16 protein-coding genes are annotated in these 16,390 nt (G+C 62.3%); 5 read left to right on the top strand and 11 right to left on the bottom strand.

Going from position 1 to position 16,390, the window contains the following annotated elements:
• Nucleotides 1–58 precede the first annotated feature (58 nt).
• The 5 genes from DT068_RS10250 (at nt 59) to DT068_RS10230 (ending at nt 5,693) form a co-directional block, all read left to right on the top strand.
• Complete coding sequence (locus DT068_RS10250) at nt 59–1,117, top strand: sugar ABC transporter substrate-binding protein (protein ID WP_368904614.1); 1,059 nt, start codon at nt 59–61, stop codon at nt 1,115–1,117.
• Between the two features lie 148 nt (nt 1,118–1,265).
• Complete coding sequence (locus tag DT068_RS10245; protein WP_368904613.1) at nt 1,266–2,240, top strand: ABC transporter permease; 975 nt, start codon at nt 1,266–1,268, stop codon at nt 2,238–2,240.
• Nucleotides 2,237–3,751, top strand: a complete 1,515-nt coding sequence (locus DT068_RS10240; RefSeq protein ID WP_368904612.1) for a sugar ABC transporter ATP-binding protein — start codon at nt 2,237–2,239, stop codon at nt 3,749–3,751. The genes DT068_RS10245 and DT068_RS10240 overlap by 4 nt, the downstream gene beginning before the upstream one ends.
• Nucleotide 3,752: 1 nt before the next feature.
• Nucleotides 3,753–4,703, top strand: coding sequence for an ABC transporter permease (locus tag DT068_RS10235; RefSeq protein WP_119389711.1), 951 nt, complete (start codon nt 3,753–3,755; stop codon nt 4,701–4,703).
• A gap of 27 nt (nt 4,704–4,730) precedes the next feature.
• Nucleotides 4,731–5,693 (top strand): M28 family peptidase, encoded by a 963-nt coding sequence (locus DT068_RS10230; RefSeq protein WP_119389710.1) that lies wholly within the window; start codon nt 4,731–4,733, stop codon nt 5,691–5,693.
• A gap of 8 nt (nt 5,694–5,701) precedes the next feature.
• Here the strand turns inward: DT068_RS10230 and DT068_RS10225 are convergent, their stop codons facing one another.
• The 11 genes from DT068_RS10225 to DT068_RS10175 all read right to left on the bottom strand — a co-directional run bounded on the left by DT068_RS10225 (nt 5,702) and on the right by DT068_RS10175 (nt 16,389).
• Nucleotides 5,702–6,724 (bottom strand): aldo/keto reductase, encoded by a 1,023-nt coding sequence (locus DT068_RS10225; RefSeq protein WP_119389709.1) that lies wholly within the window; start codon nt 6,722–6,724, stop codon nt 5,702–5,704.
• Between the two features lie 93 nt (nt 6,725–6,817).
• On the bottom strand, nt 6,818–7,615 hold the full coding sequence (locus DT068_RS10220) for a 3-methyl-2-oxobutanoate hydroxymethyltransferase (RefSeq protein WP_119389708.1): 798 nt from the start codon (nt 7,613–7,615) through the stop codon (nt 6,818–6,820).
• 31 nt (nt 7,616–7,646) lie between these two features.
• Complete coding sequence (locus tag DT068_RS10215) at nt 7,647–7,961, bottom strand: MocE family 2Fe-2S type ferredoxin (RefSeq protein WP_119389707.1); 315 nt, start codon at nt 7,959–7,961, stop codon at nt 7,647–7,649.
• Between the two features lie 36 nt (nt 7,962–7,997).
• Nucleotides 7,998–9,095: a fatty acid desaturase family protein gene (locus DT068_RS10210; RefSeq protein ID WP_119389706.1), complete on the bottom strand. Its 1,098-nt coding sequence runs from the start codon at nt 9,093–9,095 to the stop codon at nt 7,998–8,000.
• Entirely contained in the window at nt 9,092–10,282 is a 1,191-nt protein-coding gene (locus DT068_RS10205) for an aldose 1-epimerase family protein (RefSeq protein WP_119389705.1), read from the bottom strand. The genes DT068_RS10210 and DT068_RS10205 overlap by 4 nt, the downstream gene beginning before the upstream one ends.
• Complete coding sequence (locus tag DT068_RS10200; RefSeq protein WP_119389704.1) at nt 10,282–11,064, bottom strand: ATP-binding cassette domain-containing protein; 783 nt, start codon at nt 11,062–11,064, stop codon at nt 10,282–10,284. Before DT068_RS10200 ends, DT068_RS10205 begins: the two co-directional genes overlap by 1 nt.
• Nucleotides 11,061–12,038 carry an ABC transporter permease gene (locus tag DT068_RS10195; protein ID WP_368904611.1) on the bottom strand — a complete coding sequence of 326 codons (978 nt, stop codon included), beginning with the start codon at nt 12,036–12,038 and terminating at the stop codon, nt 11,061–11,063. Before DT068_RS10195 ends, DT068_RS10200 begins: the two co-directional genes overlap by 4 nt.
• 273 nt (nt 12,039–12,311) lie before the next feature.
• Nucleotides 12,312–13,250, bottom strand: a complete 939-nt coding sequence (locus DT068_RS10190) for a sugar ABC transporter substrate-binding protein (protein WP_119389801.1) — start codon at nt 13,248–13,250, stop codon at nt 12,312–12,314.
• Nucleotides 13,251–13,267: 17 nt separating this feature from the next.
• Nucleotides 13,268–14,182 (bottom strand): sugar phosphate isomerase/epimerase family protein, encoded by a 915-nt coding sequence (locus DT068_RS10185; RefSeq protein WP_119389702.1) that lies wholly within the window; start codon nt 14,180–14,182, stop codon nt 13,268–13,270.
• A gap of 37 nt (nt 14,183–14,219) precedes the next feature.
• On the bottom strand, nt 14,220–15,311 hold the full coding sequence (locus DT068_RS10180; protein WP_119389701.1) for a Gfo/Idh/MocA family protein: 1,092 nt from the start codon (nt 15,309–15,311) through the stop codon (nt 14,220–14,222).
• A gap of 34 nt (nt 15,312–15,345) precedes the next feature.
• Nucleotides 15,346–16,389 (bottom strand): ABC transporter ATP-binding protein, encoded by a 1,044-nt coding sequence (locus tag DT068_RS10175; RefSeq protein WP_119389700.1) that lies wholly within the window; start codon nt 16,387–16,389, stop codon nt 15,346–15,348.
• Nucleotide 16,390 lies beyond the last annotated feature (1 nt).

Genomic DNA, 16,390 nt, shown 5'->3' with positions numbered 1-16,390 from the left:
AAATGGGAGGACGTGAATGACTGCCGGGAAACCGTTTTCGCCTGCTGTGAAATCGTCTGTGAACCGCCGCGCGCTGCTGAAGGGCGCGGCAGGCGCTGCCGCCGTCGCCGCGGTGGCAAGATCTTTTCCGATGCCGGCCATCGCCCAGGAGACCACCTGGACGCTTGCCAATTCCATGCGCTCGGTCGCCAATCCTTATCACGCGACCTTCGCCAAGGGCGGCGAGGATTTCGCCAAGACGGTCGGCGCCAAGTTCGAGACGCTGGTCACCGACGGCAATTCGGAGAAAGGCATCTCCGACATCAAGGCCCTGCTCCAGCGCACCGGCGGCAAGCTCATCCTCAATGTCGATCCCAATGATTCGCCCGATGCGCGGGTGATCGTCGAGGAAGTGAAGAAGGCGGGCGGCTTCGTCGTCACCCAGTGGAACAAGCCCGACGATCTTCACCCCTGGGATTTCGATCCGAACTACGTGGCGCATATGTCCTTCGACGGTGTGCCGACGGCCGAAGCCATCGCCAATGCCCTCTTCGCGGCCTTCGGCGGCGAAGGCGGCATCGTGGCGCTGGGCGGCATTCTTTCCAATGTGCCAGCCATCGAGCGCAAGCTCGGTCTCGACAATGCGATCGCCAAGACCAATGGCAAGGTGAAATTGCTCGACTTCCAGCCAGCCGACTGGAATGAGCAGAAGGCCTTCGACATCACCCAGGCCTGGATCACCCGCTTCGGCGATGAGGTGAAGGGCGTCTTCGCCGCCAATGACGGCATGGGCATGGGCGCGCTCGAGGCGCTACGCCAGAATGGCCTTGCCGGCAAGGTTCCGGTCGTCGGCATCGACGGCATCGATGCCGCGGTGAAGGCGATCGAGGCCGGGGAATTCGCCGGCACCGTCGCCTGGGATCCGCTGTGGACCGGCGGCATGGGCCTTGCGATCCCCTATGCCCATGTCACCGGCAAGATCGACATCACCAAGGAGCCGAAGGAACATCGCGAATTCTACGGCACCGGCATCATCGTCACCAAGGACACGGTCGCCGACTACAAGAACAACCCGCCCAAGACCGATTTCGGCGATCTGTGGGGCAAGGCCACTGGCCAGATCCAGTATCGCAGCTAGCACGCGTTACGTCATCCCGGCGCAAGCCGGGATCCATTGAATAAGTTCACGCGGGTGATATTGATCGCGTTGGAAGAATTTAATGGATCCCGGCTTACGCCGGGATGACGGTTTGATGGGCGATCACGATCTGATCGGGAGGAACCGTTTGAAGACTGCTGCACTGAATGGCGGTGCTTTGGCACAATGGCGCAAATGGGCCCCACTTGCGGTGCTTCTCGCTTTGTGCATCCTGATCAGCCTGTTCAACGGCAACTTCCTCACCATCGGCAATTTCATCCGCCTGCTCAATTCGGCCGCCATCCCGCTTGTGCTGTGCATGGGCGCCACCTTCATCATTCTCATGGGCAGCATCGATCTCTCCGTCGAGGGCATCGTCGCCTTGACGGCTGTGATGGTGAGCCTGCTCGTCACCAATGACATTTCGCCTTACGCCATCGGCCTCTTCGCGGTTCCCCTCGCCGTCATTGCCGGCGGCGTCATGGGTCTTCTCAATGGCCTGCTGCATGTGAAGCTCAAGACCCCCTCCTTCATGACGACGCTCGGCGTCGGCTTTGCCGGCGTCGGCATCGCCATGGCCGTGCTGGGGGGCGATACGGTGCGCATATCCGACCAGACTTTCCGTTTCCTCTCTCTTGGCCGCCCGCTCGGCATTCCCATGGCGGTGTGGATCGCTATCGCCTCGGTCGCCATCGCCTTCATCATCCAGGAGCGCACCCGTCTCGGCCGCTGGCTCTATGCCATCGGCACCGATGAGATGACGGCCCGCCATGCCGGCATTCCGATCGAGCGTACCCGTATCCTGATCTTCACCGTGGCCGGCCTCTTCTATGGGTTGGGCGGTGTCCTGTCGGCGGCGCAATTCGGCCAGGGCCATGCGCTCATCAGCCAGGGCCGCCTCTTCACCACCATTACCGCGGTCGTGGTGGGCGGCACCGCTTTGTCCGGTGGCGTCGGCTCCGTCCTCAATTCCGTCATCGGCGTCATGATCGTCGTCGTGCTCGCCAATGGCCTCGTCCTCATGGGGGTCGAGCCCTATGTGCAGCAGGGGGTCCAGGGCCTTCTCATCATCGCCGCGGTGGCGCTCGCCCTCGACCGCTCGCGCCTCGAAGTGGTGAAATGATGCCGCCGGTCCTCGAATTGCGCGGCGTCTCCAAGTCCTTTCCGGGCGTGAAGGCGCTCGACGATGTCTCCTTCGCCATCAACAAGAGCGAGGTCGTGGGCCTTATCGGCGAGAATGGCGCCGGCAAATCTTCCCTCCTCAAGGTGCTGAACGGCATCTACCAGCCGGATCGGGGCGAGATCCTCGTCAATGGCCAGGCGATCCGGATCGTTTCGCCGCGCCTTGCTTTCGATTCCGGCATCGCCATGGTGTTCCAGGAACAGTCGATCCTGCCGACGCTCACCGTCGCCGAGAACATCTTTCTGGGTCGCGAGGAGGAATTCCTCCGTTACGGCCTGATCTCGAAGGCGCGCATGAATGAGGCGGCGGCCGTCGAGCTCAAGAAGGTTCGCCTCGCCTGCCATCCGGGCACACGCTGCGCCGACCTGTCCTTCGCCGACCGCCAGATGGTGGAGATCGCCAAGGCCCTGTCGCTCGACAGCCGCATCAAGGGCGACGTCACCATATTGCTCGATGAGCCGACCTCGGTGGTCGAGCGCAAGGAAGTCGATCTCCTGTTCGAGATCGTGCGCGATCTCAAGCAGCGCGCTTCCATCGTCTTCATCTCGCATCGGCTCGAGGAGGTGCTCGACATCTCGGACCGCGTCTATGTCATGCGCGACGGCAAGGTGGTGAAGGAGCTTGGCAGCGGCGAGGCGACGGTCAAGGACCTGCACCAGCATATGGTCGGCCGCCAGTTGCATCATGAATATTACCGCGAGGCCCGCCAGGCGGCGCCCTCCTCCCAGGTCGTCCTCAGCTGCAACGGTCTCTGCAAGGAAGGCGCCTTCTCCAATATCAGCTTCCCCCTGCATGCAGGCGAGATCATCGGCATTGCCGGCGTCATCGGCTCGGGCCGCGAGGATCTGGCCCGCTGCCTGGCCGGCCATTCTCCGGCCGACCGGGGGACCTTGACGGTGGACGGCAGTGTCGTCCGCTTCGGCGCTCCCCATGAGGCGGCCCGCAAGGGCATCGGCCTCGTCCCGAGCGAGCGCAAGACCGAAGGTCAGGTCTCGGCCTTCACCGTCGCCGAGAACATGACGCTCGCCGCTTTGCCGAAATATGTCGCGAGCGGCATCTTGCGCTTTGCCGCCGAGCACGCCACCGCCCAGGAATGGATCGGCCGCCTCAAGATCAAGACGCCGTCCACGGCGACCATGGTGGGGAGCCTCTCCGGCGGCAACCAGCAGAAGGTGGTGCTCGCCAAATGGCGAGTCGCCGGGGTGCGCGTGCTGATCCTCGATCATCCGACGCGGGGCATCGATGTCGGCGCCAAGGAGGATGTCTATGAGCTGGTGCGCGACATGACAGCCGAAGGCATGGCCGTCATCCTCCTCGGCGATACGCTGGAAGAGGTCATCGGCCTTTCCAACCGCATATTGGTGATGCGCGATGGCGAGGTGACCGCGACTTTCGAGGCGCCACCGGGCGGCAAGCCCGCCCAGGTCGATCTCATCCGGCATATGGTCTGACATGGTCGACAGATACAAAGCCCTGCTCCAGACCTTCCTTCCGGTGATCGTGCTGGTTCTTCTGGTGCTGCTCATCGGCGGCTATGATCCGACCTTCTTCGCCGCCAGCAATCTCCTGTCGGTCACCGCCGACACCATGACGCTCTTCCTGATGGCCTCGGGCGTGACGCTTGTCATCATGATGGGCGGCATCGATCTCTCGGTCCAGGCGGTGGCCTCGATGACGAGCTGCATCCTTGCCGCCTACTTGCCGCGCTATGGCATTTTCGCCATTCCGCTCGCCGTGCTGGGCGGTGCTGTCGCGGGCTTCGCCGGCGGCTTCGTCTCGACCAGGCTGCGCATCCCTTCCTTCATCGCCACCTTGGCCGTAAGCGGCGTCGTGATCAGCGCCGGCTATTGGTTCTCCGACACGCGCTCCGTCAACATCCCGGCCGAATTGCGCGACAGCTATCTTGGCTGGGCCGTCGGCGACACGCTCGGCATTCCGCGAGAGATCTGGGTTGGCGCCGTCTTCCTCATCATCCTCAGCGCCATCCTGCAGCTCACCCCTTTCGGCCGCCTGGTGCGCGGCATCGGCGCCCAGGAGCGCGCCGTCATGGCCTCGGGCATCGACGTGAATCGCATCAAGATCATGGCCTTCACCCTCTCGGGCACCATGGCGGGCATCGCCGGCATCGTCATGGCGGCGCGGCTGGGCTCGGGCTCACCCACCCTTGCCAGCGAATTCCTGCTTCCCGCCATCGCCGCGATCGTCGTCGGCGGCACCGCCATCACCGGCGGCGTCGGCTCGATCTGGCGCAGCTTCGTCGGCGCGCTCATCGTCCAGGTGGTGCGCATCGGCATGACCTTCATGGGCGTGTCGGTCTTCGCCCAGCAGATCGTCTTCGGCTTCATCCTCGTCGCCGCCGTCGCCATCACCATGGACCGCAGCAAGGTGCTGGTCATCAAATAGCCGCAAGGTGCAAGCTTGCTCGCGGGAATGAAGAGAGTCTTCCTCGAGCTGGTACTCGCCGCTTTTGTGGTATTTCTGGCACTCTACGCCGTGACGGTGCAGCCCCTGGTAAGGCCGCTGCCTGCAAAATCGCCTCCCGTGTCGCCGGAACGCCTCGCCGCCCATGTGCGGATGCTGAGCGAGACATTGCATCCGCGCAGCATCGAGAACCTCACCAATCTCGAAGCTGCGGCCGACTATGTGCACAAGGAATTCACCGCTTCAGGTGCCGCTGTCGCCGACCAATGGTTCGAGATCCAGGGCGAAAAATACCGTAATGTGATCGCCCGCTTCGGCCCCGCGGAAGGTTCCCTCCTGGTGATCGGCGCCCACTATGATTCCTTCGAGACGACCCCGGGCGCCGATGACAATGCCAGCGGCGTTGCCGGATTGATCGAGCTGGCGCGTTTGCTTGGCCAAAATCCGCCGCGCCGGCCGGTCGAGCTGGTTGCCTATACGCTGGAGGAGCCGCCCCATTTCCGCACCGAGCAGATGGGCAGCGCCCATCATGCGCGCTCCCTCAGTGCCACCGGCCGTGAGGTGTCGCTGATGCTGGCGCTCGAAATGATCGGCTGGTACAGCGACCTGCCCGACAGCCAAAGCTATCCTTTTCCCGGCATGGACCTGATCTATCCCGACCGGGGCAATTTCATCGCGATCATTGGCCGTCTCAATGATTGGTCACAGACGCGCAAGGTCAAGGCGGCAATGGCCGGGGCCAGCGACTTGCCGGCTCACTCGATCAATACTCTTCCCGTGATCCCGGGCGTCGACTTCTCCGATCATCAGGCCTACTGGAATGAAGGCTTTCCCGCCCTGATGATCACCGATACCGCCTTCTACCGGAATCCCCATTATCACGAGGCGGAGGACACGGCCGACAAGCTCGACTACCAGAGGATGGCCAAGGTGGTGCAAGCCGTTTTCGCGGTGGTGCAATCCTACGAATAGCTGCCCGCCTACCCTTTCGGTGTCGGCGCGTCCTGGCGCAGGAGCCCTTCCTGCTTCAGCTCCTGCCAGAAGGCCGCCGGGATCGGATGGCTGATCCAGGCGATGTTCTGCTCCATCTGCTGGACGGTGCGGGTTCCCGGCACATGCGACGCAATGGCGGGGTGGGCGAGGAGGAACTGCAGCGCCGCCGCCGGCAGCGGCACCTTGTGGCGCGCACAGACCACTTCGATCTTGCGGACCTTGTCGAGGATCGGTTGCGGCGCCGGCGCGTAATTGTACTTGGCGCCCGCAACGGCGCCGGTGGCGAGGATGCCGCTATTGAGTCCGCCGCCGATGACGACGGCGACATTGCGCTCCTCGCATAGAGGCAGGAATTCATCGAGCGAGTCCTGCTCGAGCAGCGTGTAGCGCCCGGCCAGCAGGAAACTGTCGAAATCGCCCTGCTTCAAGGCCTCATGGCACACCTGCCACTCATTGACGCCGAAGCCGATCGATTTCACGACGCCCTGCTCGCGCATCTTCAGCAAGGCCTTGTAGCTTCCGTCCATTGCCTGCCTGAAATAGACCTTTTGCTGCTCGGGTCCATGATTGAACACGTCGCAATCATGGATGAAGGCGATGTCGATGCGCTCGATCGCCATACGCTGCAACGTGTCGTCGAGCGACCGCATCGCTCCATCATAGGAATAATCGAAATGGAGCGTGAAAGGCGCGGCATCGACCCAGGGCGTGAAATCGATGCTGGCCCGCGGCGCCGGCTTGAGCAGCCGCCCGACCTTGGACGAGACGACGAAATCGTCGCGCTTCTTCCAGCGCAAGGCCTGCCCGAGACGGATTTCGGAAAGCCCATGGCCATAGAGCGGCGCGGTATCGAAATAGCGCATCCCCGCAGCCCAGGCGCGTTCCACCAAGGCATTGGAGACCTCTTCCGGGATAGGCTTGAGGAAATTGCCGATCGGGGCGGCGCCGAATCCCATATCGGTGACCGTGAGACCGGTCCGTCCAAATTTCCGCAGCTTGATGGCCATCATTCCCTCACCCAGTTGGCCCGGCCACCCTAAGGTAAGTAACTAGATGGTGCAATAGTATCCGCGGGGATTGATGAGGATCTTTGGCCCGCTCGCCTAGCCGCCAAGGCTCGTCATGAAGGACTTGAGCTCGGCCGGGTCCATCCGCACGATATGCTTCTCCTCCGGATAGGCCAGGCTGTTCACGTCGGCCACGAATTCCGAGAAGGCGGCGATGCGCTCTTTCTGCAGCCGGTCATATTCGGCGGCGAAATTGCGATAGACCTTCGAATGCCTGGGCATGTGCCCGCGATTGGTGCCCAGCACATCCTCGGCGAAGAGATATTGCGCATCGCAGCCGGTCCCCGCCCCCATCGACAGCATGATCAGCGAGGTGCGTTCGGAGATCGCCTGCGCCACTTCCACCGGCACGACCTCGATCTCGGCCCCGAAGGCGCCCACTTCCTCATAGGTCTTGACCGCCTCGAAGATCTGGAGCGCGCTCTCGGCCGTCTTGCCGACCGCCTTGAAGCCCCCTGTCCATGTCGCTCGCGACGGGATCAAACCGACATGCCCGATGACCGGGATATTGTCCTCGGCCAGCCGCTTCACCGTCGGAAAGCCTGCCGCGCAATAGATCGCATCGGCACTCGCCTTGTAGAGCCTGAAGGCGAAGCGGACGAAGTCATCCGCTGTCCCGAATTCATAGAAATTGTCGCCCGGCATCGAGAACAGGCTCGGCGCCGCATCGCGATATTGCGGATTGAGCAGCAGCTCGGGCGGTATGGAGACGATATCGACACCGGCTCTCTCCGCTGCTTCCGCCTCCTCCAGCGTCATCACCCTCAGCATGGTGAGCTGCCGCTTGCCCTTCATCGCCCGGATATCGGCGACCGTCGGTCTCTTCCGGCTCATCTTTTCTTCCCTCTGTACGCCCTGAATATGATCAATCGAGCTGGATCATCACCTTCCCGGCCTCGACCTTGACCGGATAAGTCTTCAGATTGATGCAGACCGGCGCGCCCTTGGCCTCGCCCGTCTTGTAGTTGAACCGGCCATTATGCTTCGGGCATTCGATGATATCGTCCATCACCAGGCCATCGGCGAGATGCATCTTCTCATGGGTGCAGAAGCCATCGGTCGCGAAGAACTCATCATCGGGAGAGCGGTAGATCGCGAATGTCCGCCCGCCATGGTCGAAACGGATCACATCTTCCGTTTCCACATCGCCTTCGCTGCAGGCCTCGACCCATTCACTCATTACAGTCGCTCCAATCTGATGTTCTGAAAATGCGCGCTATTCGGCGGCGTTTGCCATGTTCACCGCGTGGAACTCCTCGCGATAGGGCTTTGCCGTCGGCGGCAATTCGCGCTTGAGGAAATCATCCTCATTGCGCAGCTGCCGCAGGATCACCGGCCATACTTCGCGATAGGCATGCCATATCGAGGGATTGGCCACCGGCAGGTCGTGCTTGATCATCTCATGCAGCTTCGGCAGCGCATGATAGGGCACCATCGGGAACATGTGATGCTCGACGTGATAATTCATGTTCCAGTAGATGAAGCGGCTCACCGGATTCATATAGACGGTGCGGGTATTGAGCCTGTGATCCGTGACATTGTCGGCGAGCCCGATATGCTGCAGCAATCCGGTCATCACCATATGCCAGCAGCCATACATGCGCGGCAGGCCGATGAGCATCAGCGGCAGCCAGGAGCGCAGATAAAAGGCGGCAGCCAGGGTCGCGATATAGATCGCGATATGGATGCGCCCGGCAGTGACGACCTTATGCTGCTCCGTCTCCGGGATATAGGATTTCTCGTCCGGCGATACGATGCCGAGCGCATTCCTACCCAGCGCGATCAGCGAGTACCAGACATCGATGATGCCGACGAAATTGAGGACGAGGCGGATCAGATCGGGCGGGCGCATCACCGCGATCTCGGCGTCGCGGCCGACAATGATCGTGTCGGTATGGTGACGCGCATGGCTCCACCGCCAGGTCGTGGGGTTGCGCATCAGCATGAAGCTCGCAATCTGGTAGATCACGTCATTCATCCAGCGGGTGCGGAAGGCCGTGCCATGGCCACCCTCATGCCAGCGCGAGTCGCTCGATGACCCGTAGAGCACGCCATAGACGAAGAAGAACGGCACGCACCACCAGCTGCCCCAGAAATAGATGCCGCCGGCCGCCGAACCTATGATGGCGGCGAACCAGATGATCGTGTCGCGCATCGCCGGCCCGTCCGAGCGCTGCATCAGCTGCTTCATCTCCTTGCGCGAAACATCAGTATGATACCACTCGGCCGAGGCGAGGCCGGTTTCGATCGCCTTCCTGGTGCTTTCGCCGACGAGGCTGTAATCGCGCTTCTTCTTTCCCACGGTCGCTGTCATTCTGCACTCCTTCGCGGTCCGAGCGCCGGAAACCTGCCGGACGGCGCCGGGAAGTCTTCCTGCGGCTGGCGCGCAATCACATTAATACGGCGTTCCGCCGCCGCAATCTCCTCAGCACCGTCGAGCACCCGGAAAGCCGCCTGGTAGGAACGGCTCTCGTCGTGATCGAGCCAGATCATCTCGCCGCGCTCGCGCGCGCTGAGATTGCCGAGCGCATGATGGGTCGAGGGCTCGATGCCCAGCACGTAGTTGCCCGCCTGGAAATTCTGCCATTCATAGAGGCAGGGCAGCTGGTCCTTGCGTGTGATTACCTCGAAGCCGAGGCCCAGCCGGTCATTGACGACCGCCACGGGCACTTCGCCTTTCCCATCCGCGGCGAGCTCATGCTGCCACACCTGCTCGCGAAACCCCGGCCGTGGTGCCGGAATGGTGCGATAGCCGGCTTTCTGGTCGCGATAGGCCTCGCCCGCATGCGCCGCCCACACGACATCCCTGATGGGCGCCAGATAGCGCGAGCCCTCATCCAGCAGCGGATAGCCGACATTGACATGGTAGAAGAACATATGCGGCGTCCTGGCGAAACCGTGATTGACGACCCTGTCGGAGATGCGGATCTCATTGCCACCCATATCCGCCTCGATCCGCCGGATGAGATGGAGATCCTCCCCGAACACCGCCGATTGCTGGATGGTGCCTTCGGCCCACAGGATGCAACTGTCGCCGTCCCAGCTCTCGCCATAGCCGGTGAGACGCGCCGGGATGGTGCCCACCCGCCCATGCAGCGAATGCCGCACCGACTTCCGGCCCGGATAGTTGTAATTGTCGGCCGGCACCACCGCGGGCCCAAGTATATGATCGAGGCCACAGGTGGCGAGGAGGCCTGAGAAGGAGCGCGCCCAGCCGAGCCCGTTTTCGCCTTCATAATCATGCAAGCCCGGATGCCGAAAGCCGCTCGGCGAATGCCAGCCGATCGCCTGGCCCTTATACTCGCAATCGGCGATATCGAGGGCGCGGTCGACGAGCGCGGTGAAGCGCAGTCCCGTCCCGGTGCGGAATTCGAGCAGGCGTATGCCGCGCTCGACGCCATCGCCCAGCGTCATCAGCCTGACACCGGCGAATTGCGAAAGCATGCCCGAACGTTCGGCGACCGCCCGGCGGGAAAGCGTCTGTCCGTAGAGTCGCACCATCAATGCACCTGCTTGTCCCTGAGGAGCTTGGACATATCGGCGCCCATGATCAGGCTCTCGACCGTCAGCAGATCCGTATCGGCAACAGTGCGTTCGGCGACGATCTCGCCCCGGCGCATCACGATGATGCGGTCCGCCACTTCGAAGACGTGATGGATATTGTGCGTAATGAACAGCACCGTATGGCCCGCCGCCCGCACCTCCTTGACGAAGCGCAGCACGCCATGTGTCTCCTCGACGCCCAGATTGTTGGTCGGCTCATCGAGGATGATCACTTTCGCCGCAAACTGCATGGCCCGCGAAATGGCGATCGACTGGCGCTCGCCGCCCGACAGCGTGTTGACCGTCGCATCGGCATCGAGCTTCTTGGAGATGCCCACCCGCTTGAGGAGCGCCGAGGCTGAGCTGCGCAATTCGGTGAAATCGAGCGGCGCCAGCACGCCGAGGAAGGACAACTTCACCGGCTCGCGCCCGAGAAACAGATTGCGGGCGATGGAAAGATCCGGGGCGAGCGAGGTATCCTGGTGGATCGTCTCGATGCCGAGATCGATGGCGTCTCGCGCCGATGTGATGGCAACCTTCCTTCCATGCATGAAGATCTCGCCGCCATCGATCGGATGGACGCCCGATATGGCCTTGATGAGGGTCGACTTGCCGGCGCCATTGTCGCCGACCAGCGCCACCACCTCGCCCTCCTTCAGCGTCATCGAGGCGTTCTTGAGCGCATTGACGCTGCCGAAGGACTTCCTGATCCGCTCCAGCCGGAGCACTTCCGCGGTCATCGCCAGGCGCTCCTTTTCTGGATGAGTGCATGCAGCACCAGCATCACCAGGATGATGGCGCCGACAAAGATATTGAATGCAAGGCCCGGCACGCCGATGAGAACGATGCCGTTGCGGATGGCGCGCAGCATGAAGGCGCCGACCACCGTGCCGAGGATGGTGCCGCGCCCGCCGGTGAGCGCCGTGCCGCCGACCACGACCATGGCGATGACCTCGAGCTCATAGCCGGTGCCCGCGACCGGCGAGGCGGCCGAGATGCGGAACGCGCTGATCATCCCGGCGAGGCCGGCAAGCACCGAGGTGAAGATGAACAGCCAGATCTTGACGGCATCGGCCGGCACGCCGCGCGCCACCGCCGCATTGCGGTTGGAGCCGATGGCACTGATCCAGTTGCCGAGCTTGGCATAGTTGAGGATATAGGCGCATAGCAGCGTCAGGGCGATGAACCACCAGAGCGAGACATAGAGCTTGAAGGGCCCGAGATCGAAGCTGCCGGCGAGCAAGGTCACGAAGACGCCAGGCTGGTCCCAGGATTTGAGCGGGAAGCCCTGCGTGATATAGAGCGCCGCGCCGCGCACGATCAGCAGCATCGACAGCGTCACCAGGAAGGAAGATATGCCGATCTTGGTGACGATGAGGCCGTTGATTGCCCCGATGGCGATGCACACCAGAAGGCCGATGAGCAGCGCCACGCCGATATCGATACCGGCCGTCTGCGCCAGCAGCATCACGATGACGGGCCCCAGCGCGAAGACCGCGCCGACCGAGAGGTCGAACTCGCCCGCCGTCAGGAGCAGCGTCATGGCCAGCGCCATGATGCCGAGCTCAGGCAGGAAGGCCATCATGTTGGAGATGTTGAGCGGCGACAGGAAGTTCGGGTTGACCGCCGAAAAGGCGGCCAGCACGATCACCAATATGGCAAGCGAAGCGAATTGCGGCGAAGCCAGGAGGCCGCGCCATCTTTCGCTTCTCATCTCCAGTTTTTCAGCAACTGCGGTCATTGGACGTTTAACCTCGCGCTCCCCCAAAATCTCCCTCCGCCGCGCGAAGCGCGGGGAGGGTGGACGCCCGCAGGGCGGACGGGTGGGGTCTCTCCGCCTCCATCTGCTTGCAGGCAACTTTGCTTGCGAGACATTCTGGCGTTAACACCCCACCCGTCGCGCGTTCCGCGCGCCACCCTCCCCGCCTTCGGCGGCGGAGGGAGGAACAAGCGCATCGGTGGGCGTGTCGCATGGTTCCGAACTGCTTCACTTTTTCTCATAGAGCTTCAAAATCGGCTCGACGCTCGATTTGTCGTAGAGACTGAAGGTCTGGATATCATAGCCGATCGGCTCGCCGGATGCCGCCAGATCGAGCAGCGCGACCGGCATGAAGCCTTGGGCCGAGGGGAACTGCCAGGCCGCGGCATTGACATAGCCGTCGCGCACCGCTTCCGCCGTGTCCTTGGAATTGCCCCAGCCCACCACCGGGATGGAGCCGGGCTTGATGCCGCCATTGTCGAACACCTTGCGCACCGCCGCCGCGACCGAGTCGCCCAGCGCGATGATCGCCGGCGGGTTGTTCGCCAGCATATAATCGCTCATCTTGGCGACGATGCCGGCGGGATCGGTGCCCGCATCAACGACATCATATTTGATGCCGAGCGGATCGAAGACGCTGGCGATGCCCTCGGTCTCGAGCTGCTGATAGCTAGCGCCCGGCACTTCGACGGGGAGGAAAACCCTGTCGCCCTGCTTTACCAGCTTGTTGTCGACCAGGAATTTGGCCCAGGTGACGCCGGCCTGCCTGAGATCGGCGCCGACATAGGCCTGCCGGCCCGTCGCCGTGTCATCGGTGTTGAAGAACACGATCGGGATGCCGGCATCCTTGGCGGCCTTCACCTCGGCATTCCACAGGCCGGGCTGCGCCGAGGTGGTGCCGATGCCGTCGGGCTTAGCGGCGATGGCCGAGTTGAAGGCTTCCTTCTGGGCCGCCATGTCGCCGCCCGAGAAGGAGATGTTGCATTTGACCTTGAGCTGCTCGCAGGCCTTGGTGGCGCCGGCATTCCAGTCGATCCAGAAGGCATCCGACGGCCCGCCATGCGAGAGAAGATAGAAGGTCTTCTCCTGGGCGTGAGCGGTGCCGGCAAGGACCGAAGCGGCGATGAAGGCCGCTGCGGCGGCGATATTCAGTCTGGCTATGCGCATATCCATCACTCCACGAGTTAGAGTCCGTTGGAACGAAACTTGCCGTCGAGAAATTTCTTGGCCCTCGGAACATCGTCTTCCGACAGATGCTCGATGATCATCGGGATATTCGGATGCTTTTCCGAAAGCCGCCGCAGATAGAGGTCGTAATTGAGCGAGCCCAGGCCCGGCGCCGGCAGCTCGATCTCGCCCACGCCGCGGAAAGTATGGCTCTCAAGCGCATCCGCATCGCCGATATCGGCATGCTTTTCGCTCTTGTCGGTGCCGGAGCGCTTCACATCCTTGGCATGCGCGATCCTGATCTTGTCGGTCAGCGTGTCGAAGACCTGATTGAGGATCTGGTCCATCTTGTCGATATTGTGGGTTTCGAAATAATTGGTCGGGTCCATCAGGAGCCCGAGGCCCGGGTGATCGACCTGGGCGAACATCTTGACCGTCTCTTCGACCGAGCCCACGACATTGTTGACATAGGTCTCGAGCAGGAAGACCGCGCCATGGTCGTAGGCCGTCTGCGCCAGATCGGCGATCACCTTGCGGCAATCCTCGAAGCCCTCTTCCGTCTTGTTCTTCGGGTGATGCACCCAATCAGATTCGGTGTTGAAGGTGCCGGTCTCCGAGATCACATAGGGCGTGCCGAAATGGCGCGCATTGCGGATGATCTCTTTCAGATAGCCGACGCGCTTGTCGCGCTCCTTCTTGTCGGGATGCACGATATTCGTATAACCCGACACGCAGCAGATCGGCAGGTGATGGTCACGAAACACGTCGCGCACCTTCCTGGCCTTGTCCTTGGTGATCTGGCCCGCCGACAGGTCGACATCCTTGAAATGGAGATCGAGCTGGACGGTGTTGAAATTGAGCCCACGGATCTTTTTCGCGGTCTCTTCGAGGCCATAAGGAAAGTAGCCTGTGAATATGCCGGCTTGCATCATGTTGGATAGCTCCTCCCAAAGCGATTGAAGTGGTTTCTCAGTTGGTTGAAATCTCGGAAAGCCTGACTGACCGGCCCTTGGCGATCGAGCGATAGCCCGCTTCGACCAACGCCATGGTCTTGACATTGTCGGCGACGGAAAGTGCCGGCGGCGTGCCGGTCTTGACCGCATGCTGCAGCTGCTCCATCACGCCGATGAAGGCATGCGGGAACCACATAGTCTTCCAGGCGGGCGTCACCCATTTGCCGCCGGTCGTCTTGGCCGAGGCATAGGACAGGGTAGACGCCGCCCCCGTCGGCCAGCCGATCGTGCCCCTGGCGACACCATGCGTGCCCTCGACCCGCCAGTTGATATGCTGGTCGTCCTTGTAGCGGTCCTGGCGCGGCCCCGACCACACATCTTCGAGCGACACCGCCATCAGGCCCGACGGGAACTTCATCGTCGACACGATGATGCCGTCCGAATGCTCGAACTTGGTGCGCGGGTCTTTCCGGGTGAGAGTCGTGATCTCGCTCGGATCGCCGAACAGGAAGCGCAGCACGTCGAGATGATGCACGCTCATATTGGAGAGCGTCAGGCGATCGTATTTCCGCAGGAAGCCCTGCCAGTGCGGGATCGCATGCATGTCGATCTGGGCGAAGACGATGTCACCGAGCGCGCCCGATGTGATGATCTGTTTCAGCACGCGCATCGACTGGTCGTAGCGCATATTCTGGTTGACGGAGAGGGTCTTGCCGGCCTTCTCCGCCTCATCGCGCAATCTGATCGCTTCCTTGAGCGACAGAGCGAGCGGCTTCTGCGCCAGGATCGCCTTGATGTGCTTCTGCTTGAGCGCCTTGCGGATGAGCGCCGGCTGCTGGTCGGGCGGATAGGCAATATCGATGATGTCGATGCTTTGGTCCCGGATCAGCTCTTCCGGCGTCGCATGGACCTTCGGGATCCCCCAGCGCTTCGCCACTTTCTCGGCATTGGCCCTGGTGCGCGAGGCGATGGCGGCAACCGGAAAGCCTGCCTGCTTATAGGCGGCGAGATGGCATTCAGCCATGATCATGCCGGCGCCGATGCAGCCGATCCGGTAGCTCTTGGTGCGAATCTTGACATCCGGCTCGAACTTGAGCGCCTTGGCCATCACTTCCTCTCCCATTTTGTTCTTGTCATCCGTCTCATCGCGGCAGCGCTGCTCCCGCTTTGGAGAAATAATGGACTCGCGCCGTATCGCAGGCGAGCGCCACCTTGGTCTCCGGCCTGATGTCGGGCTGGCCGCGCATCAGCGCCCGGATGCGTGTCTGGCCGGCATCGACGGTCACGACCGTGTAGCCGCCAAGCGGCTCGACCTCGAACACTTTCGCCGGATTGCCGCCATCGGACGCCGACCACGGCCTGACTTTTATGTCTTCCGGGCGAACCCCGATTTCGGAGATATCTCCCTTTGCACCGAAGCCCGGAATGCTGATGGCGCCGTCGGCAATGAGGCCTGACGGCAGGATGTTCATCATCGGCGAGCCGAGAAGCCTTGCGACATAGCTGCTGGCCGGACGATCATAGATGTCGGCCGGCGTCCCGATCTGGCGGATATGCCCTTCCTCCAGGATCGCCATGCGGTCGGCGACCGACATCGCCTCTTCCTGGTCATGGGTGACATAGATCAGCGTCTTGCCGAGCTCGCGCTGGATGCGCTTGAGCTCGACGCGGGTCTCCTCGCGCAAACGCGCATCGAGCGCCGAGATCGGATCATCCATGAGATAGGCGGCGGGATCGCGCACCAGTGCGCGGGCGATCGCCACGCGCTGGCGTTCGCCGCCCGACAGCTGCGCCGGCGCCTTGTGCAATATATGCGCGATATGGAGCTTGGCCGCGACATCGGCAAGCTTGCGCTCGATCTGGATGGTGGGAACTTTGCGCTCGACCAGCGGAAACCGGATATTGTCGGCGGCACTCATATGGGGGAACAGCGCCAGGTTCTGGAACACCATGGCGACATTGCGTTCGGCAGGCGAAACCTGGTTGACCGGTTTGCCGCCGATCAGGATCTCGCCCTCATCCGGCGTCTCGAGACCGAGAATGAGCCGCAGGATGGTCGACTTGCCGGACAGCGGCGGGCCGAAGAAGCAGAAGAACTCATTGTCGTTCACGGTGAACGAGGCATCGCTGAGCGCGATCGCTTCGCCGTAGCGCTTGCTGACATTGTGGAAAGCGATCTCGGCCATG

It is taken from the genome of Taklimakanibacter lacteus (assembly GCA_003576695.1).
Taxonomy (GTDB): Bacteria; Pseudomonadota; Alphaproteobacteria; order Rhizobiales; family Aestuariivirgaceae; genus Taklimakanibacter; species Taklimakanibacter lacteus.
The sequence above is the reverse complement of the archived record's forward strand: the minus strand, read 5'-3'. Positions and strand labels throughout refer to the sequence as shown.

Excerpts from the sequence above, each read along its gene's own strand:
- DT068_RS10195 (WP_368904611.1), bottom strand. The coding sequence starts at position 12,038 with ATGAGAAGCGAAAGATGGCGCGGCCTCCTGGCTTCGCCGCAATTCGCT.
- DT068_RS10200 (WP_119389704.1), bottom strand. The coding sequence starts at position 11,064 with ATGACCGCGGAAGTGCTCCGGCTGGAGCGGATCAGGAAGTCCTTCGGC.
- DT068_RS10205 (WP_119389705.1), bottom strand. The coding sequence starts at position 10,282 with ATGGTGCGACTCTACGGACAGACGCTTTCCCGCCGGGCGGTCGCCGAA.
- DT068_RS10220 (WP_119389708.1), bottom strand. The coding sequence starts at position 7,615 with ATGAGCCGGAAGAGACCGACGGTCGCCGATATCCGGGCGATGAAGGGC.
- DT068_RS10175 (WP_119389700.1), bottom strand. The coding sequence starts at position 16,389 with ATGGCCGAGATCGCTTTCCACAATGTCAGCAAGCGCTACGGCGAAGCG.
- DT068_RS10230 (WP_119389710.1), top strand. The coding sequence starts at position 4,731 with ATGAAGAGAGTCTTCCTCGAGCTGGTACTCGCCGCTTTTGTGGTATTT.
- DT068_RS10190 (WP_119389801.1), bottom strand. The coding sequence starts at position 13,250 with ATGCGCATAGCCAGACTGAATATCGCCGCCGCAGCGGCCTTCATCGCC.
- DT068_RS10210 (WP_119389706.1), bottom strand. The coding sequence starts at position 9,095 with ATGACAGCGACCGTGGGAAAGAAGAAGCGCGATTACAGCCTCGTCGGC.
- DT068_RS10185 (WP_119389702.1), bottom strand. The coding sequence starts at position 14,182 with ATGATGCAAGCCGGCATATTCACAGGCTACTTTCCTTATGGCCTCGAA.
- DT068_RS10225 (WP_119389709.1), bottom strand. The coding sequence starts at position 6,724 with ATGATGGCCATCAAGCTGCGGAAATTTGGACGGACCGGTCTCACGGTC.
- DT068_RS10235 (WP_119389711.1), top strand. The coding sequence starts at position 3,753 with ATGGTCGACAGATACAAAGCCCTGCTCCAGACCTTCCTTCCGGTGATC.
- DT068_RS10215 (WP_119389707.1), bottom strand. The coding sequence starts at position 7,961 with ATGAGTGAATGGGTCGAGGCCTGCAGCGAAGGCGATGTGGAAACGGAA.
- DT068_RS10240 (WP_368904612.1), top strand. The coding sequence starts at position 2,237 with ATGATGCCGCCGGTCCTCGAATTGCGCGGCGTCTCCAAGTCCTTTCCG.
- DT068_RS10180 (WP_119389701.1), bottom strand. The coding sequence starts at position 15,311 with ATGGCCAAGGCGCTCAAGTTCGAGCCGGATGTCAAGATTCGCACCAAG.